At 74.5% G+C, this 21,851-nt stretch carries 13 protein-coding genes and 6 pseudogenes; 9 read left to right on the forward strand and 10 right to left on the reverse strand.

Features of this window, described 5'->3' with window-relative positions:
* The first annotated feature begins 26 nt into the window (after window positions 1-26).
* Window positions 27-1,517 (forward strand): APC family permease, encoded by a 1,491-nt coding sequence (locus ABEB13_RS35865; protein WP_345709943.1) that lies wholly within the window; start codon window positions 27-29, stop codon window positions 1,515-1,517.
* A 120-nt stretch (window positions 1,518-1,637) separates the two neighbouring features.
* A pseudogene (locus tag ABEB13_RS35870) lies at window positions 1,638-3,274 on the forward strand (amidohydrolase).
* Window positions 3,275-3,358: 84 nt separating this feature from the next.
* Here ABEB13_RS35870 and ABEB13_RS35875 read toward each other — a convergent pair.
* From ABEB13_RS35875 to ABEB13_RS35885, 3 genes and pseudogenes are all read right to left on the reverse strand, one after another.
* A pseudogene (locus tag ABEB13_RS35875) lies at window positions 3,359-4,965 on the reverse strand (serine/threonine-protein kinase).
* The gene (locus ABEB13_RS35880; protein ID WP_345708845.1) at window positions 4,962-5,414 is read right to left on the reverse strand and encodes a hypothetical protein; all 453 of its coding nucleotides are present in this window, start codon (window positions 5,412-5,414) and stop codon (window positions 4,962-4,964) included. The pseudogene ABEB13_RS35875 and the gene ABEB13_RS35880 overlap by 4 nt, the downstream one beginning before the upstream one ends.
* A gap of 81 nt (window positions 5,415-5,495) precedes the next feature.
* Entirely contained in the window at window positions 5,496-7,520 is a 2,025-nt protein-coding gene (locus ABEB13_RS35885; RefSeq protein ID WP_345708846.1) for an N-6 DNA methylase, read from the reverse strand.
* Between the two features lie 355 nt (window positions 7,521-7,875).
* On the opposite strand from ABEB13_RS35885, the gene ABEB13_RS35890 reads away from it, so the two are divergent.
* Complete coding sequence (locus ABEB13_RS35890) at window positions 7,876-8,424, forward strand: hypothetical protein (protein ID WP_345708847.1); 549 nt, start codon at window positions 7,876-7,878, stop codon at window positions 8,422-8,424.
* A gap of 132 nt (window positions 8,425-8,556) precedes the next feature.
* On the opposite strand, the gene ABEB13_RS35895 is transcribed toward ABEB13_RS35890, so the two are convergent.
* Window positions 8,557-8,967 (reverse strand): Fur family transcriptional regulator, encoded by a 411-nt coding sequence (locus ABEB13_RS35895; protein ID WP_345708848.1) that lies wholly within the window; start codon window positions 8,965-8,967, stop codon window positions 8,557-8,559.
* A 381-nt stretch (window positions 8,968-9,348) separates the two neighbouring features.
* On the opposite strand from ABEB13_RS35895, the pseudogene katG reads away from it, so the two are divergent.
* From katG to ABEB13_RS35920, 5 genes and pseudogenes are all read left to right on the forward strand, one after another.
* Window positions 9,349-11,579, forward strand: a pseudogene (katG, locus tag ABEB13_RS35900) (catalase/peroxidase HPI).
* Between the two features lie 190 nt (window positions 11,580-11,769).
* A pseudogene (locus ABEB13_RS35905) lies at window positions 11,770-12,429 on the forward strand (hypothetical protein); the annotation flags it as partial.
* A gap of 94 nt (window positions 12,430-12,523) precedes the next feature.
* Complete coding sequence (locus tag ABEB13_RS35910) at window positions 12,524-13,042, forward strand: SigE family RNA polymerase sigma factor (protein WP_345708849.1); 519 nt, start codon at window positions 12,524-12,526, stop codon at window positions 13,040-13,042.
* 162 nt (window positions 13,043-13,204) lie between these two features.
* A complete protein-coding gene (locus ABEB13_RS35915) occupies window positions 13,205-13,987 on the forward strand; it encodes a hypothetical protein (protein ID WP_345708850.1) in 783 nt (260 codons plus the stop codon).
* A gap of 104 nt (window positions 13,988-14,091) precedes the next feature.
* A pseudogene (locus tag ABEB13_RS35920) lies at window positions 14,092-14,600 on the forward strand (mycothiol transferase).
* Between the two features lie 76 nt (window positions 14,601-14,676).
* On the opposite strand, the gene ABEB13_RS35925 reads toward ABEB13_RS35920, so the two are convergent.
* The 3 genes and pseudogenes from ABEB13_RS35925 to ABEB13_RS35935 form a co-directional block, all read right to left on the reverse strand.
* A complete protein-coding gene (locus tag ABEB13_RS35925) occupies window positions 14,677-15,141 on the reverse strand; it encodes a hypothetical protein (RefSeq protein ID WP_345708851.1) in 465 nt (154 codons plus the stop codon).
* A 2-nt stretch (window positions 15,142-15,143) separates the two neighbouring features.
* Window positions 15,144-15,302 (reverse strand): annotated as a pseudogene (locus tag ABEB13_RS35930) (hypothetical protein); the annotation flags it as partial.
* A gap of 18 nt (window positions 15,303-15,320) precedes the next feature.
* Window positions 15,321-16,049 (reverse strand): alpha/beta hydrolase, encoded by a 729-nt coding sequence (locus ABEB13_RS35935; protein ID WP_345708852.1) that lies wholly within the window; start codon window positions 16,047-16,049, stop codon window positions 15,321-15,323.
* A 166-nt stretch (window positions 16,050-16,215) separates the two neighbouring features.
* Between ABEB13_RS35935 and ABEB13_RS35940 the strand changes: the two genes are divergently transcribed.
* On the forward strand, window positions 16,216-17,094 hold the full coding sequence (locus tag ABEB13_RS35940) for an S-methyl-5'-thioadenosine phosphorylase (protein WP_345708853.1): 879 nt from the start codon (window positions 16,216-16,218) through the stop codon (window positions 17,092-17,094).
* A gap of 103 nt (window positions 17,095-17,197) precedes the next feature.
* On the opposite strand, the gene ABEB13_RS35945 is transcribed toward ABEB13_RS35940, so the two are convergent.
* The 3 genes from ABEB13_RS35945 to ABEB13_RS35955 all read right to left on the reverse strand — a co-directional run bounded on the left by ABEB13_RS35945 (window position 17,198) and on the right by ABEB13_RS35955 (window position 21,745).
* Complete coding sequence (locus tag ABEB13_RS35945) at window positions 17,198-19,672, reverse strand: RICIN domain-containing protein (RefSeq protein ID WP_345708854.1); 2,475 nt, start codon at window positions 19,670-19,672, stop codon at window positions 17,198-17,200.
* Window positions 19,673-20,198: 526 nt separating this feature from the next.
* Complete coding sequence (locus tag ABEB13_RS35950) at window positions 20,199-20,615, reverse strand: hypothetical protein (RefSeq protein WP_345708855.1); 417 nt, start codon at window positions 20,613-20,615, stop codon at window positions 20,199-20,201.
* Entirely contained in the window at window positions 20,615-21,745 is a 1,131-nt protein-coding gene (locus ABEB13_RS35955; protein WP_380232930.1) for a molybdopterin-dependent oxidoreductase, read from the reverse strand. The genes ABEB13_RS35950 and ABEB13_RS35955 overlap by 1 nt, the downstream gene beginning before the upstream one ends.
* Window positions 21,746-21,851 lie beyond the last annotated feature (106 nt).

The raw sequence follows: 21,851 nt of genomic DNA on the forward strand, positions 1-21,851 counted from the left end.
GGACCGGCGGGGGCACCGGCCCCGCGATGCGCCGGTCGCTCGGCGTCGGCGGCGCCGTGGCGCTCGCCGCGTCGAGCACGGCGGCCACCAGCAGCATCGGCATCGGGCTCGGCCTGATGGCCGGCATCGTCGGCCTGCACCTGCCGGCGATCCTGGGCCTGGCCTTCCTGCCCGTCCTCGCCATCGCCGGCGGCTACGGGCGGCTCAACCGGGTCGACCCCGACGCCGGGAGCAGCTACCGGTGGGTGGGCACGGCCCTCAACCCGTGGCTGGGCTTCCTCACCGGCTGGGTCAACATCCTCGGCACGATCGTGTTCATGGCCTACACCACCACGGTGACCGGATCGGCGGTGATCCAGCTGTTCGGCGCGGCCGGCGTGCACCGCGTCGCGGGCCTGACCCTGAGCCCGGACTCCACCCTGCAGTGCACCGCCATCGGCATGGTCGTGCTGATCGCCTCGGCCCTGGTCGCGGTCCGCGGGCTCGACCTCGCAGCCCGGTTGCAGAAGTACCTGCTGGTCTTCGAGTACCTCGTCCTGCTCGGCTTCTGCGGCTACGGCCTGTTCGCCGGTGACCAGCCGTTCTCCTTCGAGTGGTTCGATCCGTTCGCCATCCCCTCGTTCCAGGCGCTCGCCCAGGGCATGGTGCTCGCGGTGTTCTGCTACTGGGGCTTCGAGTCGGTGTTCAGCGTGGGTGAGGAGGTCCGCGACCCGCGCGACGCCTCGCGCGGCGGCTTCATCGCGCTCACCGTCATGATGCTGCTCTTCGTCCTCGCCGGGACGGCCTTCCAGCGCGTGCTCCCGCTCGGCGACCTGGTCGGCAACGGCGCGCAGGGCCTGACCTACTTCGGCGACCGGCTCGCCCACCAGCCGCTCGCCGCACTGCCGTTGATCGCCCTGACCTTCTCGGCCGCGGCCTCGCTGCAGGCCGCCGTGGTGCCCACCGCGCGCGGGATGTACGCGATGGGCCGCGACGGCACCCTCGGGCCCGTCTGGACCCGCCTGCACCCCCGCCACCGGACCCCTGCCACCGGCACGCTGCTGATCACCGCGCTCGCCGTCGTGCTCGCCCTGCTGTCGCTGGTCATCCCCACCGTCAGCTCGCTGATCTCCGCCACGGTCAACGCGATCGGCATCGTCGTCGCCCTCTACTACGCGCTGACCGCCGTCGCGGCCGCGGTCCGCTTCCGGCACCTGCTGCGGACCTCGCCCGTCGAGGCCCTGCGGGTGGTCGTCGCCCCGGTACTCGGTGCGCTCACCCTGCTCGCCGTCGGCGGATACCTCGCCTGGAGCTTCTACGACTCGGCCGACCACTTCGAACTCGCGGCGGACAACGGCTGGTTCGAGCTGCTCGTACCGGTCCTGATGATCGGCTCCGGCCTGCTGGCCGCCGCCTGGGCCCGCTGGCACCGCCGCGCCCCGTACTTCACCGCAGGCTTCGGGGCGCCCGACGACGACCTCCCGGCCTGGAGCAGCCCCGCCCCGACCGGCACCGGAAGCCCGACCGGCGCTTCCTGACCCCCAGCGGCCATCTGCGGCGACCGGCCGTGCCGCCCGGCCCGGCCGCACGCCGCAGGCCGCCCCACATCCTCGCACCGCGGTCCCCGAGGACCGCCGAACCCCATCGGGAGCACGTCCATGCACCAGGCAGACCTGGTCTTCACCAACGGCCCCGTCCACACCGTGGACTCCGCCGGTACCCGCGCCAGCAGCCTCGCCGTGACGGGGGAGCGGATCACGGCCGTCGGCCACGACGAGGTCCGGGAGCTGATCGGTCCGGGGACGGAGGTGGTCGACCTGCAGGGCAGGCTGCTGCTGCCCGGCTTCCAGGACGCCCACGTCCACGCCGTCTTCGGCGGCGTGGAGCTCGCCCAGTGCGACCTCACCGGCACCACCGGCGTCGACGAGTACCTCCGGCGCATCCGCGAGTACGCCGACGCCCACCCCGAGCGCGCCTGGATCACCGGCGGCGGATGGTCGATGGAGAGCTTCGACGGCGGGCTGCCGAGCCGGCAGCTGCTCGACTCCGTCGTCCCGGACCGCCCGGTCTACCTGCTGAACCGCGACCACCACGGCGCCTGGGCCAACACCCGCGCGCTGGAACTCGCGGGACTCACCCGGCAGAGCCCGGACCCGGCCGACGGCCGGATCGAGCGGGAGCCGGACGGGACGCCCAACGGCGTCCTCCAGGAGGGTGCCACCGGCCTGGTCGCCCGGCTCGTCCCGCCGATCAGCGCGGCCGACCGGCTCGCCGGACTGCTGCGCGCCCAGGCGCTGCTGCACTCGCTCGGCATCACCGGCTGGCAGGACGCCCTGCTCGGTGTCTTCAACGGCCAGCCCGACCCGTCCGACGCCTACCTCGCCGCCGCCCGCGACGGCTCCTCACCGCGCGGGTCGCCGGCGCCCTGTGGTGGGACCGCGACCGGGGCGCGGAGCAGATCCCGGAGCTGGCAGCCCGGCGCGCGGCCCTGCGGCACGGCCGCTTCCGGCCGGAGTCGGTCAAGATCATGCAGGACGGCATCGCGGAGAACTTCACCGCGGCCCTGACCAGCCCGTACCTGGACAGCTGCGGCTGCGCCACCGCCAACTCCGGTCTGAGCTTCGTCGATCCGGTGGCCCTGCGGTCACATGTCACCGAACTGGACGGGCTCGGCTTCCAGGTGCACTTCCACGCGCTGGGCGACCGCGCGGTGCGGGAGGCGCTGGACGCCGTCGAGGCCGCCCGGACGGCCAACGGCCGACGTGCGACCCGCCACCACCTGGCTCACCTCCAGGTGGTGCACCCCGACGACGTGCCGCGCTTCGCCCGGCTCGGCGCGATCGCCAACATCCAGCCGCTGTGGGCCGCCCACGAGCCGCAGATGGACGAGCTGACGATCCCGTTCCTCGGGCCGGAACGCGCCGCCTGGCAGTACCCGTTCGGCTCGCTGCTGCGAGCCGGCGCCACGCTCGCGGCGGGCAGCGACTGGCCGGTCAGCAGCCCCGACCCGATCGCCGGCATCCATGTCGCGGTCAACCGGACGGAGCCCGGGGCCACCCACGGCCGGGTCTTCCTGCCCGAGCAGCGCCTCGACCTGGTTGCCGCCATCGCCGCGTACACGGCGGGCTCGGCGCACGTCAACGGCCTGGACGACGCCGGCAGCCTGCGGGTCGGCAACCTCGCCGACCTGGTGGTGCTCGACCGCGACGTCTTCGCCGCCCCGGCGGAGGAGATCGCGGCGTCCCGCGTCCTGCAGACCTACGTCGGCGGTGTGCTGGTGCACACGGCCGGGTGAGCTCCGTGGTGGGGGTGCGGGCGGGCGCGGCGGTCGGGCACGTCCGGCCGTGGCGCCCACCCCCGCGCCGTGAGCAGGGCCCGGTCAGCCGTGCGGCCGGCCCAGCCACTCCAGGGTGCGCCGGGTCTCGGCGGCGAGCGGGTGGTGCGGGCCGTAGCGGCGCTCGGTGTCCAGCAGCAGCTGGAGCAGCACCGTGAGCGCCTCGGAGTGGTCACCGGCCGTCAGGAGCAGCTGTGCCGTGCGGTGGCGCACCTCCAGCGCGAGTTCCGGGTCGGTGGCGGCGTGCCGGTCCAGCCGGGGAGCAGCGACCGGTACTCGGCGAGGGCGGCGGCGTGGTCGCCGAGGTGCTCCAGGCACTGTGCGGCCTCGACCAGGTAGCGCAGGGTCTGCGGGTCGGCCGGGCCGGCCTCGGCGGCGCTCTGCTCGGCCAGCAGCCGCAGCTCCGGCAGGGCGGCGCGGAACCGGCCGGCCTCCAGCAGGGTCGCCGCGTACTGCTTGCGCAGCATGCGGACGACGGGCGAGTGCGCGCCGTGGGTCTCCACCGCGGCGGGCAGCGCGTCGCCGAGCACCCCGACGGCCTGGGTGATCCGGCCGGTGTCCAGCAGCCGCTTGACCTCCTCGACGGCGCCGGCGATGTCCGCCCTCCCGCGGGGCGGCGCGGTGGGCGCGGGCGGCGCGGCGGCTGCCGGTGGTGCGGCGGGCGGCGGCGGCACGGCCGGCCCGGTGGCAGGCCCGGTGGGCGGCCCGGTGGGCGGCCGTGGCGCGGGCACCCGGCCGCCCCAGGGCGCGTACGGCTGCCGGAACGGCCGGGTCGGGTCCATCGGCGCCCCGGGCCCGCCGGGGCGGGCCGGGGCCGCCCCGGGCAGCAGCGGTTCCAGCGCGGCGTGCACCTCGGCCGCGTCGGCCGGCCGGTCCCGCGGGTCCTTGGCCAGCAACTGCAGGACCAGCGCCTCCAGCGGCTCCGGTGTGTCGGGCCGGAGCCGGCGCAGCGGCGCGGGCGGCTCGTGGAGGTGCTGGTGCAGCACCCCGAGCGGCGACGAGCGGGCGAACGGGACGGTGCCGCTGAGCAGTTCGTGCAGGATCACGCCCAGCGAGTAGAGGTCCGTCCGCGGGCCGACCTCCTCGCCCAGGGCCTGCTCGGGTGCCATGTACGCCGGGCTGCCGATGTGCGAGCCGGTGAGGGTGAGCCGGGTGGTGTCGGTGTCCAGGACGGCGGCGACGCCGAGGTCGAGCACGACCAGCGTGCCGTCGGGGCGGATCATCACGTTGCGCGGTTTGAGGTCGCGGTGCACGGCCGGCACGGCGTGCACGGCGGCCAGTACCGGGCAGAGCTGGGCCGCCACGGCGACAGCCCACGCCACGGGGTAGGGGTCGTGCTCGGCCAGGTGGTCGGCCAGGTCCGCGCCGTGGACGTACTGCATCACCAGGTAGAGGTCGTCGGCGTCGCTCGCGGCGTCGTGCACGGTGACCAGGCCCGGGTGGTCGACGCGGGCGGTGAGCCGGCACTCGCGGGCGAAGCGCCGCCGCAGCTGGTCGGACTGCTCGGAGCCGGGCATCAGGTCCGGCCGGAGCAGCTTGACGGCCACCTGGCGGTCGAGGGTGCGGTCGTGGGCCGCCCACACCTGGCCCATGCCGCCCTGCCCGATGAGGGTCGTCAGTTCGTAGCGCCCGGCCATGAGCCGGCCCCTCACGGGCGCTCCTGCTGTTCGAGGTAGGCGCTCAGCTCGTCGAGCCCGGCCCGGACCTGTCCGATGCGGTCCGGCCGCGGCATGCCCACCGGCGGACGGGCGGGCGGGGCGGGCTCGGGCGCCCGCGGCGGTCGCAGGTCGACGGCGAGGAAGTACGCCGGGACGACGACCGCCGTGCCGAGCAGCAGCACCACGCCGGTGGTGGCCCGCCAGTCGGTGTCGCCGGTCGACGTCCCGATCAGCACGATGCCGCCGACGGACGCCGCGGCCGACGCGCCGAACAGCAGCCAGTCCCGGGTGCGGCGGTGCACGATCGCCGGCTTCAGCATGGTGATCCAGCCCAGCATGCCCAGGCTCACCAGCGGAACGACCGTCAGGACGATCCGCAGCAGGACCGTCCCCGCCTGCGCAGCACGTCGACGCCGTGGCGGTGCCGGGACGGGGGCGTACATGGCTGGTCTCCTGGTCGGCGCAGGGCGGGCGGCGGTTGCCGGGGTCAGCCTACCGACCCCGCCGCCGGCCGTCCGCTGCCCTCACGACGGGCCGACGCTCCCGTCCGTCAGGCCGTCGTACAGGCCCTGGACGAGCCGCTCGCCGAGTCCGGCCGCGAGCCGCGACGCCTCCTCGAAGGCGCTCAGGGCACGGAACCGCTCGCCGTAGCGCTGCTGGTCGGCGAGGGGCAGTCGGGGCACCTGGAGGCGGCGGACGTCGAGGCGGGTCGCGGACGAGGTGAAGCTGCTGGCCTGCCGGCTGTTCGCGCTGCTGCGGAGGAACCCGGCGAGGAACCACGGATCCAGTACGGATGCGTCCGGCCGCAGCAGGTGCACGTTGCGGCCCAGTGCGGCACCGGCGGTGGCGGTGTCGATCACCCGGGTCGTGGTGCCCCGGCCGAGGACGGGGATCACCACGTCCCCGGCGCGGAGCAGCACCGGCTCCTCCGCCGCGCCCTCGGGGAGCACGCCGGACGGTGCGCCGCCGGTGGCGATGTCGTGCTCGGTCAGCACCGGCGGTCCGCCGGCCGGGCCGGCCCCGGCGCCGCCGGTGCGCATCAGCAGGGCTCCCGTCCGGCCCAGTTCGCCCAGGTTCGTCATGGCCCAGTGCGCGGGCGCGCCCTGCGGACCGGCGGTCGGCACCTGGTCCGCCGCGTGCCGCAGGGCGCCGGTCAGCCGCTCGCGGAGGTCGTCCAGCTCCGCCTCGCCGGGGCCCGCCGCCCGTACCGGCAGGTGCCGGGCCGGGGTCACGTCCACGTCGTCGTCCAGCAGGTCGACCAGCGGGACGGTGCGGCTGACGCCGGGCCGCTCCGGTGCGGAGCCGTCCCGGTCGAAGGCGTGCCAGGCGTCCAGCACCGCGCCGCGGAGCTCCTGCCAGGGCATCGCGTCCCGGCCGTCCGGGCGGTCGGCGACGTCCACCACCAGCAGCCGGTGCGGTTGCGGCGCGTCCGGCGCGGGGCGGCGCAGCACCCACAGGTGCAGCGGGATCCCGTACGGCGGGGCGGCTCCGGCGGGCAGGGCGACGACCGCCCGCAGGGCGCCGCGGCGCAGCAGGTCGGCGCGGATGCGGCGGCCCGAGCGCCGGGACGCCGCGGCGGGCGGCATCAGCAGCACGGCGGCGCCGTACTCCCGGACGTGCGCCAGGGAGTGCTGCACCCAGGCCAGTTCGGATTCGGTGCGCGGCGGCAGCCCGTACTCCCACCGGGGGTCGTAGGCGAGGTCCTCGTGTCCCCAGGCGCGTTCGTTGAACGGCGGGTGGCACAGCACGGCGTCGGCGCGCAGGCCCGGGTGGGCGTCGGCGCGCAGGCTGTCGCCCGGCCTGATGCGGACGGGGCGGTCGGTGTGCAGGGCCAGGCGCAGCGCGGTCAGGGCGGCGAGGTCCGGATCGGCGTCCTGCCCGGCCAGGGCGGCGGTGGGGCCTGCCGCGGCGAGCAGGCCGCCGAAGCCGCAGGCCGGGTCCAGCACCAGCTCGGCCGGCCCGGCGAGGTCGGCCATGAGCTCGGAGAGCGGGGCCGGGGTCAGTGTGTACTGGCGTGGCCCGGCCTCCAGGTGACGGCCCATCAGGAACTCGTATGCCTCGCGGGCGCCCAGCTCTTCGGCGAGCTCCGCGCCGCCCCGCACCAGGTCCCGGTGCGCGTCCAGTTCGGGCCCGGTGGGCAGGGGGACGGGATGGTCCTCGCCCAGCCGGGTGCGCAGGGCCCCGGCCAGGAGGGCGGGCAGGTCGCCGTCCGAGGGCCGGTCGTCCGCGGCGCGCAGCTGCGGCCGGCCCTCGGGCCGGGCGTGCAGCAGCAGGACGGTGCCGAGCAGGCGCAGCGCGGCCGAGGCCCCGTCCGGATCCTGTTCGACCTGCTGCCAGACCCGTTCCCGCAGCGGGACCTGGCCGAGCTTGCCCTGGCCGCGGAGCCACTGCTCGACCTCGGCCAGGTCGAAGACCGGACTGCTGTCGGTGCCGCCGACGGGCTTCGGGAAGTCGGCGTGCCTGCGCCGCCAGTTGCTGACGGCGGCCCGGCCGACCCCGGCGAACCGCGCGATCTGGGCGGCGGTGACGTCTGTCCTGTTCTCCGGCACTGACTGGGCCCCTCCGTGGCGACGCGACGCTCGACGGGCCTGATCCTACAACCTGCCTCACCGGGCGATCGAGTGTTGACGCGGTTCACAGGACATGTTCTGATTGGCGCGCCGCTCACCCAACTCTCTCGCTCGAAAGGTGCACAGCCCTCATGTCACAGCAGTTCCGCCGGGCCGCCTCCGTCGCCTGCGGCGCCGGTCTGCTCCTCGGCCTCACCGCCTGCTCCTCCGGGGCCGCACAGCCGTCGGCCGCACCGGCCGCCCCTCCGGTTCTGTTGCCGCCTCCTCGGCCGCGGCCGCCCCCGCTCCCGCGGCCGACACCGACGGTCTGCCGAACGGGACGAAGCTGAACGCGATGCTCCTGCCGGCTGCCGCGATCCCGCACCAGCTCAAGCTGGATCCCAGTGGCACGCGCAGCACCGCCGACGGCTTCAACCCGCCGTCCTCGCCGTCGGCCGTCCCGGCCGCGAAGGCCTGCGACATGCTGAACGGCTCGGCCTGGGTCAACGTGGCGGGGATCGGCAGCGCGTCCTTCGCCCAGAACGACTACACGGACGAGGCGCAGGACATGTTCGCCCAGGAGCTCGACGCCTACCGGGGGAGCGACGCGAAGGCGGTGATGGCCGCCCTCAAGCAGGCCCTCACCTCCTGCCACAGCTTCACCACCGTCCAGAACGGCCAGAAGTTCCCGGTGACCGTCGTGCTGAAGAGCCTGCCCGGCGTCGGGGACGAGGCGCTGCAGGCGGTGCTCACCTCGCCGGACTGGGCCGGGGGCAGCACGATGGTGGCCGCCCGGGTCGGCAGCGTCGTGGTGACCACCTTCGACAACGACCAGAAGTCCACCGGGACGGCCGGGGTGGCCCTGACCAAGGCCCTGGTCAAGAACGTGACCGCCGCGCACTGACGCGGCGGGATCGGGCCGGCAGGTCCGACCGGTCATCCGTACGACCCGCCGACGCGAACGGCGGCAGGCCCGGCGCCTTGAGGGGAGCGCCGGGCCTGCCGCCGTTCTTCGTGCGCGCGCGAGCGCGACCGGTCAGACGCAGGAGGGGCAGAGCCCCCGGTAGGTGACCACGACGTCGGACACCGTGAAACCGAACCGTTCCTCGGCCGGCAGGTCGGCCAGCGGACTGCGGACGGGGTGCACGTCGCGGATCGTCCCGCAGGTGGAGCACACCAGGTGCTGGTGCGGGTGGTGCGCGTTGGGGTCGTACCGCTTGGCGCGGCCGTCGGTGCAGACCTCTATGACCTCGCCGAGGGAGACCAGCTCGCCCAGGGTGTTGTAGACCGTCGCCCGGGAGATCTCCGGCAGCCGCCGGGTCGCGCGGGCGTGCACCTCGTCCGCGGTGAGGTGCACGTGGTCGCCGTCGAGGACCTCCGCAACGACACGCCGCTGGGAGGTCATCCGCCAGCCACGCACGCGCAGTCGCTGCAGCAGGTCACTCATATGGGTTCACCTATTCGGGTTCATGGGGGATGCGGGGAGTTTATCAGCGGGTTTCTCGGGTCCGATCAGGTACGGCTCTGATGCGCTTCTTGACTTGGACTCTGTCCATTGTAGGATCGGTTCCGGTGATAGCCAAGGGACGGGAAGAGTCCAGGAGTACGGGAGACGGCGACGTGACGGCCACCGCCGAAGAGCTGAGCGGTGCCGGCCCGCGGGTGGCGGGCCCCCGCGTCGTGCTGCCCGGAACCCTCCGGGGCGGCGGTCGGCCCGGCTCAGCGGCGGTCACTCCGGACGTCGTGCCGTGTCGCGGGCCCGTGCCCCGACCGCTCCACCGCCCGAAGCTCCTTAGCATCGTGATCTGCCAGGTCCGGAAGGATTCCCATGTCTGAGAACCATGACGCAATCGTCGCCGACGCGAAGGCGGAGGGCACAGGTGGCTGCCCGGTCGCGCACGGGCGCGCCGCGCACCCGACCCAGGGCGGAGGAAACCGCCAGTGGTGGCCGGACCGGCTCAACCTGAAGATCCTTGCCAAGAACCCCGCCGTGGCCAACCCGCTGGGTGAGGACTTCGACTACGCCGCGGCGTTCGAGGGCCTCGACCTCCCCGCCGTGAAGCAGGACATCGCGGAGGTGCTGACCACCTCGCAGGACTGGTGGCCCGCCGACTTCGGCCACTACGGCCCGTTCATGATCCGGATGGCGTGGCACAGCGCCGGCACCTACCGGATCAGCGACGGCCGCGGCGGCGCCGGCGCCGGCCAGCAGCGCTTCGCCCCCTCAACAGCTGGCCGGACAACGGCAACCTCGACAAGGCCCGCCGCCTGCTGTGGCCGGTCAAGAAGAAGTACGGCCGGTCCCTCTCCTGGGCCGACCTCATGATCCTCGCCGGCAACGTCGCCCTGGAGTCGATGGGCTTCGAGACCTTCGGCTTCGGCGGCGGCCGCGCGGACGTCTGGGAGCCCGACGAGGACGTCTACTGGGGCCCCGAGACCACCTGGCTCGGCGACGAGCGCTACACCGGCGACCGTGAGCTGGAGAACCCGCTCGGTGCCGTCCAGATGGGCCTCATCTACGTCAACCCCGAGGGCCCGAACGGCAACCCGGACCCGCTCGCCGCGGCCCGCGACATCCGCGAGACCTTCCGCCGGATGGCGATGAACGACGAGGAGACGGTCGCCCTCATCGCCGGCGGCCACACCTTCGGCAAGACCCACGGCGCGGGCCCGGCGGAGAGCGTCGGCGCCGACCCCGAGGCCGCCCCGCTGGAGCAGCAGGGCTTCGGCTGGCAGAACTCCTTCGGCACCGGCAAGGGCGCCGACGCGATCACCAGCGGTCTGGAGGGCGTCTGGACGACCACCCCGACCGCCTGGGACAACACCTTCTTCGACATCCTCTTCGGCTACGAGTGGGAGCTGTTCAAGAGCCCCGCCGGCGCGCACCAGTGGCGCCCGAAGGACGGTGCCGGTGCCGGCACCGTGCCCGACGCCCACGACCCGTCGAAGCGCATCGCCCCGACGATGCTCACCACCGACCTGTCGCTGCGCATCGACCCGGCCTACGAGCAGATCTCGCGGCGCTTCCACGAGAACCCGGCCGAGTTCGCCGACGCGTTCGCCCGCGCCTGGTTCAAGCTCACCCACCGCGACATGGGCCCTGTCGTGCGCTACCTCGGCCCGGAGGTCCCGGCCGAGACCCTGCTGTGGCAGGACCCGCTCCCCGCGGCGGCGTACGGGCAGGTCGACGCCGGGGACATCGCCTCCCTCAAGAGCCTCGTCCTCGCCTCCGGCCTGACCGTCCCCGAGCTCGTCTCCACCGCGTGGGCGTCGGCCTCGTCCTTCCGCGGCAGCGACAAGCGCGGCGGCGCCAACGGCGCGCGCATCCGCCTGGAGCCGCAGAGCGGCTGGGAGGCCAACGACCCCGACCGGCTCGCGACGGTGCTGCGCACCCTGGAGGGCATCCAGGAGACGTTCAACTCCGGGCGCAGCGACGGCAAGCAGATCTCGCTGGCCGACCTGGTCGTGCTGGCCGGCGGCGCGGCCGTCGAGAAGGCGGCCGCGGACGCCGGTGTCGCCGTCACGGTGCCCTTCGCGCCGGGCCGGGTGGACGCGTCGCAGGAGCAGACCGACGTGGAGTCGTTCGCCGCGCTGGAGCCGGCCGCCGACGGCTTCCGCAACTACCTCGGCAAGAGCAGCCGCCTGCCCGCCGAGTACCTGCTGATCGACCGGGCCAACCTGCTGACCCTGAGCGCCCCCGAGCTGACCGTCCTGGTCGGCGGGCTCCGCGTCCTGGGCGCGAACCACCAGCAGTCGCCGGTCGGCGTCCTCACCGACACCCCCGGTGTGCTGACGAACGACTTCTTCGTCAACCTCCTGGACATGGGGACGACCTGGCACGCGACCTCCGAGGACGCGAACGCGTTCGAGGGCCGCGACGCCGCCACCGGCAAGGTCCGCTGGACGGGCAGCCGCGCCGACCTCGTCTTCGGCTCCAACTCCGAGCTGCGCGCGCTCGCCGAGGTCTACGCGAGCGACGACGCGAAGGCGAAGTTCGTCGAGGACTTCGTCGCCGCGTGGGACAAGGTCATGAACCTGGACCGGTTCGACCTCGCCTGACCGTGAGTCACGTCCGGGCCGGCCCACGCGGGCCGGCCCGGACGTGCTCCGGGCCGCGGGCGGGGCCGGCCGTCCGGGCCGCCCCGGCCGGAATTCCCTGGCGGGCCGGGACGGGTGGCGCTAGGCTCCCGCCGATGAAGACCCGACCCGCACACGGATCGGGGGTCCCGTCCGCGCAAGGTGAGTGCTGATGCAGACTCCCACCGCGAACGGTGACACCCGCCTTTCCCGCTGGCAGCGCGTGCGCGAATTCGCCGTGCCGCCCTCCATGATCGAGACCGCGACCGCCCGCCGGAGCACCGGCGACTGGGCGGGGGCCTGTGCCGCCGCGGCCGTCGACGTCGACCTCGACCTGCGCTCCCTGGCCCGCACCCACGGCCGGGACGTCGCCGCACACGTCCGCGGCGACCTCCGCCACCTCGCGCCCGACCTGCTCCGCTGGCACCTGCCCCGGATCGCCCCCGACGGGCTGCTGCGCCCCGGGCTCACCCTCACCCTCGCCCGGTACGGCGCCGACGGACGCGACGGCGCACACCCGCTGCACCTGGTGGCCCGGACGGCACCGGCCTGGGCGGACGCCGGTCAGCGGATCAGCCTCGCGCTCTGGGAGGCGGCACCCGGCGGGGCCCGCAGCCACCGCCACCCCCGCCCCGGTCCCGACCGGCGGTTCCGGCTCGACCTGCACCGCCACCTGTGGGACGCCCGCCGGGCCGGCGAGCTGCGACCGAGGTCCGGCGCCGATCGGGCACCCGCCGACGGCAGCCCGCCGGGCACGCCCGACCTGCCGCCGACGGTGCCACATCGGCACCGTTGCGCCGCGGACCGCTGGGTGGCGGAGGCGGCGATCCTGCAGAAAGTTCCGGATTCCGTGCGACCACGGCCGATGTGGCGGCGTTCTGTATGAGGGCCGATCAACACGCAGGACGGCGATCCGGGGGACGCAGATGGACGAGGTGCTCGACTTCGACGAGTTCGCAGCGACGCGCGCACGCAGGCTCTTCCATGTGGCGTACCTGATGTGCGGCGACTTCCACCAGGCCCAGGACCTCGTGCAGACCACCTTCGGCAAGCTGTACGCGGTCTGGGGCCGCCTGCAGCGCGGCGTGCCGGACACCGGGATGGACGCGTACGCGCGGAAGGTGCTGCTGCGGACGTACCTCTCGCACCGGCGGCTGCGCCGGTCCGGGGAGTTCGCCGTCGGGGACATCCCCGACCTGCCGGCCGGCGACGGCCACGGGGTCGGTGTCAGCGAGCTGCGGCTGACCCTGCTGGCGGCGCTGCGCCTGCTGCCGCCGCGGAACCGGGCGGCCGTGGTGCTGCGCTACCTGGAGGACTACAGCGTCGAGGCCGTGGCCGAGGCGCTGGGGTGCAGCGTGAGCGCCGTCAAGAGTCTCAACACGCGTTCCCTGGCGAGGCTGCGCGAGCTGCTGGGCGAGGACCGAGCGCTGCTGTTCCGGAACTGAGCGGGCCGAGTGAGAGGACGAGGGGGTCGCGATGGGGCTTGAGGACGATCTGACCGGAATGCTCGCGCAGAGCATGGGCGAACTGATCCCACCGGTGGCGGAGATGGTGGCGGAGGGGAAGGAGCGGGGCGGCGCCGCCGCCGGGTCCGGCGGATCGCCCGGATGGCGGGTGCGGCGGTCGTGGTGGGGGTGGTGGCCTTCGCGGGCGCCCAGGTGGGGGTCGGGTACGGCGGGCCGCCCGTCCTGCAGTCCGCCGGGCCCGGGCCGGCCGCGTCCGCGGAGCCGGCGACGGGCGAACTCACCTGGCAGGCCATGCTGAGGATCCTCGCCGACACCCTGCCGCCGGGCGGGCACCTGGCCAATCTCGCTCCGACGCCGGTGAAGTACAACAGCGGGCCCTCGGATCGGTACGTCGAGCTGGAGTACGACGACGGCGACGGCGCCTCGACCCTCATGCTCTCGTACGTCCACCGCGCCCCCTCGTCGGCCTCCTCCCCGAGCGGTTCGGCCGGCACCGGATCGGGCTGCAAGGGCTGGCCCGGTGACTCCGACCGCGGCCCGCGCCGGCCCGGCTACGCGCAGCCGACCTGCCGCGAGAGCCTGCTGCCCGACGGCAGCCGGGTGCTGACCTCCATCAGCGGCACCGACCCGGCGGGCCTGTACGACCTCTCCGTCGCGGTGACCCGGCCGGACGGCGACACCGTCAAGGTCGTCACGGCGAACGCCACCCTGAACCAGGCCTCGGGGAAGCCGGGCCCCGCGGTCACGGTGACCCGGGACCGGCCACCGCTCGGGCCGGACGGGTGGCTGACCGTCCTGAGCGACCCCCGGTGGCAGTGGCGCGTCCCGCAGTCGACGTTGGACGCCGGGCTCGCCCTCGCCCGGCAGGTGTCGCGCTTCCCCTGCCCGAAGGACCTGACGGCGTCCGACTGCGCCGTCGACTGACGGCGGCCGCAGCGGACCCGCCGACGGCTCGCCGGACGGGCGCCGCACCGGCCTGCCGGGCAGAATCGGATCCGCCCGCCCGCCCGCCGTCGGAAGGACGCCCCGTGACCAGTGCCGATCTGTTGGCCGATGCCTTCGACCGGATCAGGGAGACCGTGCACGGGGCCGTCCGGGGCTCGGCCCCGACGACCTGGCCGCCCGCCTCGACGGCGGTGCCAACACCGTCGCCTGGCTGGTGTGGCACCTCACCCGGATCCAGGACGACCACGTCGCGGACGTCGCGGGCGCCGAGCAGCTCTGGACGGCCGACGGCTGGGCCGACCGCTTCGCCCTGCCCCTGCCGCCCGGCGACACCGGCTACGGCCACGGCCCCGACGAGGTGGCCGCCGTCCGGGTCGGCTCGGCCGACCTGCTCACCGGCTACCACGATGCCGTCCACGCGCGGACGGCCGCCTACGTCCGGACCCTGCGCGACACCGACCTCGGCCGCGTCGTCGACGAGCGCTGGGACCCGCCGGTGACCCTCGGCGTCCGCCTGGTCAGCGTCGTCTCCGACGACCTCCAGCACGCCGGCCAGGCCGCCTTCGTCCGCGGCGCACTGCTGCGCCGCTAGCGCCGCGTTCCGCTGGACCCTGCGGCCTGCTCAGCCGCGCAGGAGGGGACCAGGTGCGGGCGGACCGGCAGCGGTGTCAGCCGCGGTTCTCGAAGCCGTTGGGCGGGCCGTGGTCGGGCAGCGGAATCATGGGCGGCCACCACGGCGGGTGCCCGTGCGGGCAGCGGGCGGCCAGGTAGTAGCCGTCCGGCGGGACAAGGTGCAGCGCCAGGTCGAAGGACGCACCGCCGAGCAGCAGGCCCAGCCCGGCCAGTACCGCCAGACCCAGCCGGGGCGCGCGCTGGGTGGACAGGGTGACGGCGAGGAAGCCGGCCGGGAAGGCGAACAGGTACATCAGCAAGAAGGCGATCGCCTCGAAGAAGTGGCCCATCGGCCCGCCGCCGGCGAGTTCCGCGGCGTACCCCGCGGAAACCCCCATGCAGTAGCCCCAGGAATCGCCGATCACCGTGCCCGTCAGCTGGGCCACGCCGATGCCGAGCACCGGACCGGCCAGCGCCGCCAGGCAGCCCGTGCCCAGCAGCAGTCCCGTCCGTTCCGCCATGATCACCCCTCTCCGTCACGGGTCCTGACGCCGCCGGCCGTTCGACGGTTGCAGTGCGGGCGCAGCGGGTGCTGTCGAACGCGGTCCGCACGCGACAACGGCACCGCAGGGGCGGGCGGTTCGCCGAGGACGGCCAGGGTGATGTGCCAGTTCTCGATCCGGTTCCACCGACCGGCCGTTCAGAGCGGCAGGTCGAGCCCGCCCCGGTCGCCCGCGGGCAGTGCCAGGGCGGCGGTGACCTCGGCGGGGAGGTCGTGCAGGCCGAGCAGCCCGGTGGTGAGCACGGCGGCCGTGCGGTGCCAGAGGCCCGCCCGGTGCAGCAGGGTGTGGCCGCTGCGGGCGACCCGGTACCCGGCCGTGTGGGCGCCGGCGGCGCGGGCGCGCACGGCGAAGTCCACGGTGCCGGCCGGATCGGTGACCTTGTCCCGTTCGCCGTGCACCATCAGCAGCCGACGGCCCTCCAGGTGCTCGGCGGGTTCGCCGTCCGGGCACCACGGCGCGAGGGCGACGACGCCCGCCACACAGGGGTGGCAGGCGGCGCGCAGGGCGGCCCGGCCGCCCATCGAGTGCCCGATCAGCACGGTCGGCACCGGGCCGAGCTCCTCGGCGAGGTCCTGCAGGGCGGCAGTGGTGTCCCGGGCGGCGTCGGCCCGGTCGCCGTTCCACCCGCGGCAGCGGTAGCGCACGACACCGACGGCGACCTCGGCGCCCGCCGTCGCCCGTTCCACGGCACGGACGAACGGCCACATCCGCAGGCCGGGCGGATTGATCCGGCCGGGCCGGTGCAGGCCGTGCTCCTGGCCGCCGTGCAGTACCAGCACGGCCGCGCTCGGCGCGTCGGGCCGGCTGCACCAGGCGAGCGCCCGGTGGTGGCCGGCTGTCCGCGGGGCCACCGCCTGTCCGTCCATCCCGTCACTCCTGTCCGTCGAGGCTGTCACTGTACGCGGCGCCGTACGCGAACCGTAAGGCGCGCGGACGGGCCCCGGGGGCCCGCGCCTCGTAGGGTGTGACGGCGGCGGCGTGCACCCCACGGGCCGTCGCCCAGACGACAGATCAGCATCCCAAGGAGTGGCCATGGCTGACGCCCCCTCGCCCGTCCGTCCGGCGCCGCACGGTGCGGCCGGCGGACCTGTGGCGGAGATCGGCGTGATCGGCGGATCCGGTCTGTACGCGCTGCTCGACGACGTGACCGAGGTCGCCGTCCAGACCCCGTACGGGGCGCCCAGCGACTCGGTCTTCGTCGGCGAGGTGGCCGGGCGCAGCGTCGCCTTCCTGCCGAGGCACGGCCGCGGCCACACCCTGCCCCCGCACCGGATCAACTACCGGGCCAACCTGTGGGCGCTGCACTCACTCGGGGTGCGGCAGGTCCTCGGCCCCTGCGCGGTGGGCGGTCTGCGCGCCGAGTACGGCCCTGGCACCCTGCTGGTACCGGACCAGTTCGTCGACCGCACCGCCGCCCGGGTGCAGACCTTCTACGACGGCCTCCCGCTGCCGGACGGCTCGGTGCCCGAGGTGGTGCACGTGTCGATGGCGGACCCGTACTGCCCGCCGGGGCGGCAGGTGGCGCTGGCCGCCGCCCGGGAGAGTGCCTGGGAGCCGGTCGACGGCGGCACCCTGGTGGTGATCGAGGGGCCGCGTTTCTCCACCCGCGCCGAGTCCCGCTGGTTCACCGCGAACGGCTGGTCGGTGGTCGGGATGACCGGTCACCCCGAGGCGGTGCTCGCCCGCGAACTCGGCCTCTGTTACACCTCGCTGGCCCTGGTGACGGATCTCGACGCGGGGGTGGAGACCGGTGAGGGCGTCACCCACGCGGAGGTGCTGGAGGTCTTCGGCCGCAACGTGGACCGGCTGCGCACCGTGCTGTTCAAGGCCCTGGAGGGCCTGCCGGCCGCCCGGGACTGCGTCTGCTCGCACGCCCTGGACGGCCTGGAGACCGGACTGCGGGGCGTCTGACGGGTGGCGGCCCCCACCGGACGGGCGGCCGGGCCCCGCGGGGAGTGCCCGCGGGGCCCGGCCGCCCGGGTCGCTCAGCTCCGGCCCTGCGGCCGGTGCGCCGTCAGCCGATCGTCCAGTGCTGGAGCGCGGAGCCGGTGTCGGGCTGCTGGGTGACCAGGGCTCCGTCGGAGGCCGAGGCGGTGGTGAGCAGCAGCCCGCTGCTCTTCGAGGTGATGGTGTAGCCGCCGGTGACGGCGGTGACCACCCAGTGCTGGTTGGTGCCGCCCGTGCAGGCCCACTGGATGATCGCGGTGCCCGCCGTGGTGAAGCCGCCGTTGACGTCCATGCACAGATTGGAGAGGCCGTTGACGATCTGGTAGCTGCCGTCCGCCTGCTGGGTGAAGACCCAGTTCTGGTTGGAGCCGCCGTTGGGCGTCCAGGTGATGAGCTGCTTGCCCTGGTCGGTGGAGTGGTCCGGGTCGTCGAGGGCCTTGCCCGACGCGGTCAGCGTGTGGGTGCCGCTGAGCGCGGGGTTGACCGCCCAGGTGAAGGTCGTCGAGCCGGTGGCGGTGCCGGAGGAGGCGGTGACGGTGACCGTCGAGGATCCGGCGGTGGTCGGCGTGCCGCTGATCAGGCCGGCGGCGCTGATGGCGAGGCCGGCCGGCAGGCCGGTGGCCGAGAAGGTGAGGGACTTGCCCGCCGAGTCGTTCGCGGCGAGCTGGAGCGAGACGGCGGTGTTGACCTTGCCGGACTGGTTGCCCGGGCCGGTGACGGTGACCGTCTCGGGCGCCGATCCGGTCGCGGTGAGGGTCAGGGTCTGCTCGCTCGCGCTGCGGGCGCCGCCGACGGCGTTGCCGCTGGTGTCCGTCCAGCTGCGGGTGGGCGTGGTCTCGGCGAGGCGGCCGGCGGTGGAGCTCAGGCCGAGCACCAGCCCGCTGTAGCGGTTGACCAGCTTGAAGGTGCCGGTCGCCGCCCCGGCGGTGGTGGTGCCGGGGATCACCCACCACTGCTGCCCGACCGTCGGGCCGTTCGCGGGCGCGGTGGTGGCGGTGGGCTGCGCTCCCCAGGCCCGGCCGGCGACGGCGGTGGAGGTCACCCCGAGCAGTTGGCCGGTCGAGGTGTTGGCGATCCGGTAGGAGCCGTCGCCGTTCGCCGCGAAGGTCCACGACTCCAGGGCGGAGCCGGTGGCGGCGGCGACCGAGGTGGTGGCGGAGCCGCCGGAGACCTGGGCGAGCACCCGCCCGTTGCCGCCGGCGATCCGGTACGCCCTGGACAGGTCGACCGGCGGCCCGGCCGGCGCGGTGGAGCCGACGGTGACGTCCACGTACTGGCCGGAGGCGCCGCCCGAGCAGCCGAAGGCGCAGTAGGAGCGGAAGGTCCTGCCGACGACGGTGGAGTTGGTGCGATTGGCGCCGTCGAGGAACCAGCGGTACCAGGAGGCCGTGTGGTAGCTGCCGGTGTCGCCCAGCAGGAACCACTTCTGGGTGGCCAGGTTGTCGGTGGCGTAGAACTGCTGCGGCGCGTTGCCGCTCTGGTCGACCGCCTGCGGCTCCCCGATGTAGAGGCCGAGGTAGGCGTTGTACGTGACGTCCATGACGAACATCGGCGAGGTCGCGGGCATCGTGCCGGCCGCGATCTGCTGGGCGGAGCTCCCGGTGTTGGCGGGGTTGTACTCCCCGGAGGCCGGGGTGTAGCCCGTGGTGTGGGTGGCGTCGACGGGCACCATGTTGCTCTCCCGGCCGCCGGTGCCGGGTTGCGACCACGAGCCGTCGTACCACTTCTGCCAGGAGCCGGGGGCCATCTTCGAGGCGATCGGCGCGCGCGCCGCGTGCTCGTAGAAGGCCGTCCAGCCACCGGACTTGTCCACCACGCGCGAGCCGTAGAAGACGTAGAAGAAGCCGGAGGCGGTGTCGACGAACAGCCGCTGGTCGCCGTCGCCGTAGTAGTACGTCTGCTGGGGGAACTGCGCGGTGTCGCCGCGGGTGGTGCTGTACGGCGAGGTGATGACGTGGTCGCGGATCTTCCAGGTGCGGCCCTGGTCGGTGGAGACGGCGTAGTCGATGGCGTCGAAGTGCAGGCCGTCGCCGAAGGGCTGCGGGGTGAACTCGTTGTGCACCAGCCCGTACCAGTCACCGGTGTCCGGGTCGACCCAGACCCCGGACAGGTCGCAGTAGTTCTTCTGCGCGTAGCCGGTGGAGCCGGTCGCGGCGGTGGCGGTGAGGCCGGTGGGGCTGTTGTTGCAGCGCCAGGTGGTGTCGTTGTTCCGGTCGTTCGCGTTGGCCGGGTCGACCGCGTTGCTGATCGTGCTGGAGCGGGTCGCCGTGTCGAAGTCCGTCCCGGTGAAGAAGTCCCAGTACCGGGGGTCGGTGCTGCCGTAGAGGGCGGCGGACTGCTGGAAGTAGAAGGTGCCGTCCTTGTCGGTGTAGACGGCGGCGGGGGTGTCGGTGGGGTGCGTGTACGTGACCGGGGACCCGACGCCGACCGTGTAGCCCGTGGTCGGCGGGGCCGCGGAGGCCGGGGATGCGACGGCACCGGACAGTGTCAGGACGCCGGCGGTGATCACCGCCGCCAGTGCTCTGCGGGGAGGGGAGAACACGAGTGCTCCTTCTGTGGCGACGCACGGTGTGGGGGTGGGGGTGAAGCCGTGAGGGTGGAGCCGTGGGGTTGTGCCGGGCGGTCCGGACGGCCGCAGCCGCCGCGGGCGGGTGGCGCCGGGGGCGCGCCGACGGGACGGGCCTGGTGCGCGGCCCGGCCCGTCGGCGGTGGGGTGCCTCTCCGGTGAGCGCCCGCCGGGCGCGACTGTGTCTCCAGATGCTCGTTCGGTGGCTGCTTCGAGCAACTTCGAGCAAACCGTGACAGCAGTCGCCGGAGGAAGTCAAGGGGTGACACCGCCGCAGCCCGGATGGGAACGCGCCACGCCGTCAGGCCCGTTCGGCACAAAAGTCCAAGCCCGGGCGACAGCTGTCCATGGACGTTGCCGGTCGGTCTGCACGAGCCTCGGACAGACGCAGCAGCACCGCGGTCGCAGGTCGTCACATCCGCCCCCGGCCGGGCGGATCCAGCATCGGAGGCCCTCGATGTCCCCTCCGCACCCCCGCCGGGCCGGACGGCCCGGCGTTCCGCTACCGACGCTCCGCCCGTCCCTTCCGGGGGTGCCGGCGACGGCGCCGGAGCAGGGCCGGGGCCGCCGCGGCGGCGGCGATCACCGCCAGCACCAGCAGCCAGTTCCGCAGATAGGGGAGGGCCAGCACGGTCGGGTTGCCGTGGTCGTCGCCGGCCCGCAGGACGGCGGGGAGCGCGACGGCGGTGACCGACGCGGCGACGATCAGGCCGGTGCGGACGGGCGTGCTGCGGGCGAGCGCCGCCCCGGCCAGGCAGATCAGCGGGACGAACAGCCCGTCGTGCAGCAGCAGGCCGCCCACCGCCCACTCCAGCACACCGAACGGGTCGTCGATGTACCGGTCCGTCAGCAGCCCGTAGAAGCCGTAGCCGGTGAGCGCCAGACCGGCGAGCACGAGCAGCGGTCGCAGCGTCCGCATCACCGCACCTCCATCCTGGACACCCACTTGGTCTGGAGCACACCGGGCCGGTTCGGCGCGATGATCCGGGCCGGGTAGCCGTGGTCAGGGTCCAGCACCTCGCCGTTGACCCGGAGGGCGAGCAGGGTCAGCGGGTCCCGGGCGTAGGAGGCGGGCATCTCCGTCACCCGGTACGGGCCGTCGGCTTCCAGAGAGGTGATCCGCAGGCCCGCGCCCGACGGGGCCCCGGCCAGGTCGAGCAGGTCGCGGACCCGGACGCCCGACCAGTGCGCGGAGGCGCTCCACCCCTCGACGCAGGCGATCGGCAACTCGGCGGTGACCTGCGGCAGTCGGGCCAGGTCCGCGAGGGACAGCCGCAGCGGGCGCGGCCCGTCCACCTGCAGCAGCCAGTCGGCCGGTGCCACCGTCGTGCCGGCCTGGGCGGCGGTGCGGTTGACCGGCAGCCCCTGCGGCCCGATGTCCGGGCGCCGCGGTGCGAACAGGTCGAGGGCGCGCAGCCAGGGCACGGTCTGCCCGGCCGTGGTGACGGTCACGGCCGCGACCGAGGCGGTGACCGCGGTCAGGAAGGCCCGCCGCTGGGCGAGGCCGGGCGCGACCCGCCGCCAGTGGGCCGCGATCAGCGGGGCCTTGGCGGCGACGTGCAGCAGCAGGCCGCCGGTGGCGAGCCAGCCCAGCCAGAAGTGGGTCTGCCGGAACGGGAACGGCCAGGGGTACCACTGGAGCGTGTTGAGCAGCCCGGTGAACACCTCCAGCAGCATCGCGGCCACCAGGACGGCGATGGCGAGTCGCTCCAGTGCGTGCAGCACACTGCGGGCCGGCGGCCACTCGAAGAGCTTCGGGTAGACCGTCCAGAGCTTCGCGCCGAGCAGCGGGATCGCCGCGATCCCGCTGATCACGTGCAGCCCCTGGGTGAACCGGTAGCCGTTCACCGGCCGGCTCGGCAGCGCGCCGGCGAGCCAGGAGGGCGGCTGCTGGAGCAGATGGCTCAGCAGGCCGGTGAGGAAGCAGGTCAGCAGCGCCGCGCCGAGCCACCGGCCGAGGACGACGGCGGTGCGGGGCTCGTGCAGCACGGAGCCGAACGTGCCCGCGCGCAGCGGCCCGCGCCGGAGCGCCTCCGGCGGGGTGGGCAGCGGAATGTCGTAGGTGCGGCGCCGCGGGGGCGGGGTGTCTTCGTCCACGGCTCCCATCAGACCGCCTGCGGACCGTCCGGAGGCGGTGCGACGTGCTTACGGAAGT

Source organism: Kitasatospora paranensis (assembly GCF_039544005.1).
Classification (GTDB): domain Bacteria; phylum Actinomycetota; class Actinomycetes; order Streptomycetales; family Streptomycetaceae; genus Kitasatospora; species Kitasatospora paranensis.

Excerpts from the sequence above, each read along its gene's own strand:
- ABEB13_RS35880 (WP_345708845.1), bottom strand. The coding sequence starts at position 5,414 with ATGTACGCCCCCGTCCCGGCACCGCCACGGCGTCGACGTGCTGCGCAG.
- ABEB13_RS35935 (WP_345708852.1), bottom strand. The coding sequence starts at position 16,049 with ATGGACGGACAGGCGGTGGCCCCGCGGACAGCCGGCCACCACCGGGCG.
- ABEB13_RS35895 (WP_345708848.1), bottom strand. The coding sequence starts at position 8,967 with ATGAGTGACCTGCTGCAGCGACTGCGCGTGCGTGGCTGGCGGATGACC.
- ABEB13_RS35950 (WP_345708855.1), bottom strand. The coding sequence starts at position 20,615 with ATGCGGACGCTGCGACCGCTGCTCGTGCTCGCCGGTCTGGCGCTCACC.
- ABEB13_RS35910 (WP_345708849.1), top strand. The coding sequence starts at position 12,524 with ATGGACGAGGTGCTCGACTTCGACGAGTTCGCAGCGACGCGCGCACGC.
- ABEB13_RS35890 (WP_345708847.1), top strand. The coding sequence starts at position 7,876 with ATGCTCCTGCCGGCTGCCGCGATCCCGCACCAGCTCAAGCTGGATCCC.
- ABEB13_RS35865 (WP_345709943.1), top strand. The coding sequence starts at position 27 with ATGCGCCGGTCGCTCGGCGTCGGCGGCGCCGTGGCGCTCGCCGCGTCG.
- ABEB13_RS35915 (WP_345708850.1), top strand. The coding sequence starts at position 13,205 with ATGGCGGGTGCGGCGGTCGTGGTGGGGGTGGTGGCCTTCGCGGGCGCC.
- ABEB13_RS35925 (WP_345708851.1), bottom strand. The coding sequence starts at position 15,141 with ATGGCGGAACGGACGGGACTGCTGCTGGGCACGGGCTGCCTGGCGGCG.
- ABEB13_RS35940 (WP_345708853.1), top strand. The coding sequence starts at position 16,216 with ATGGCTGACGCCCCCTCGCCCGTCCGTCCGGCGCCGCACGGTGCGGCC.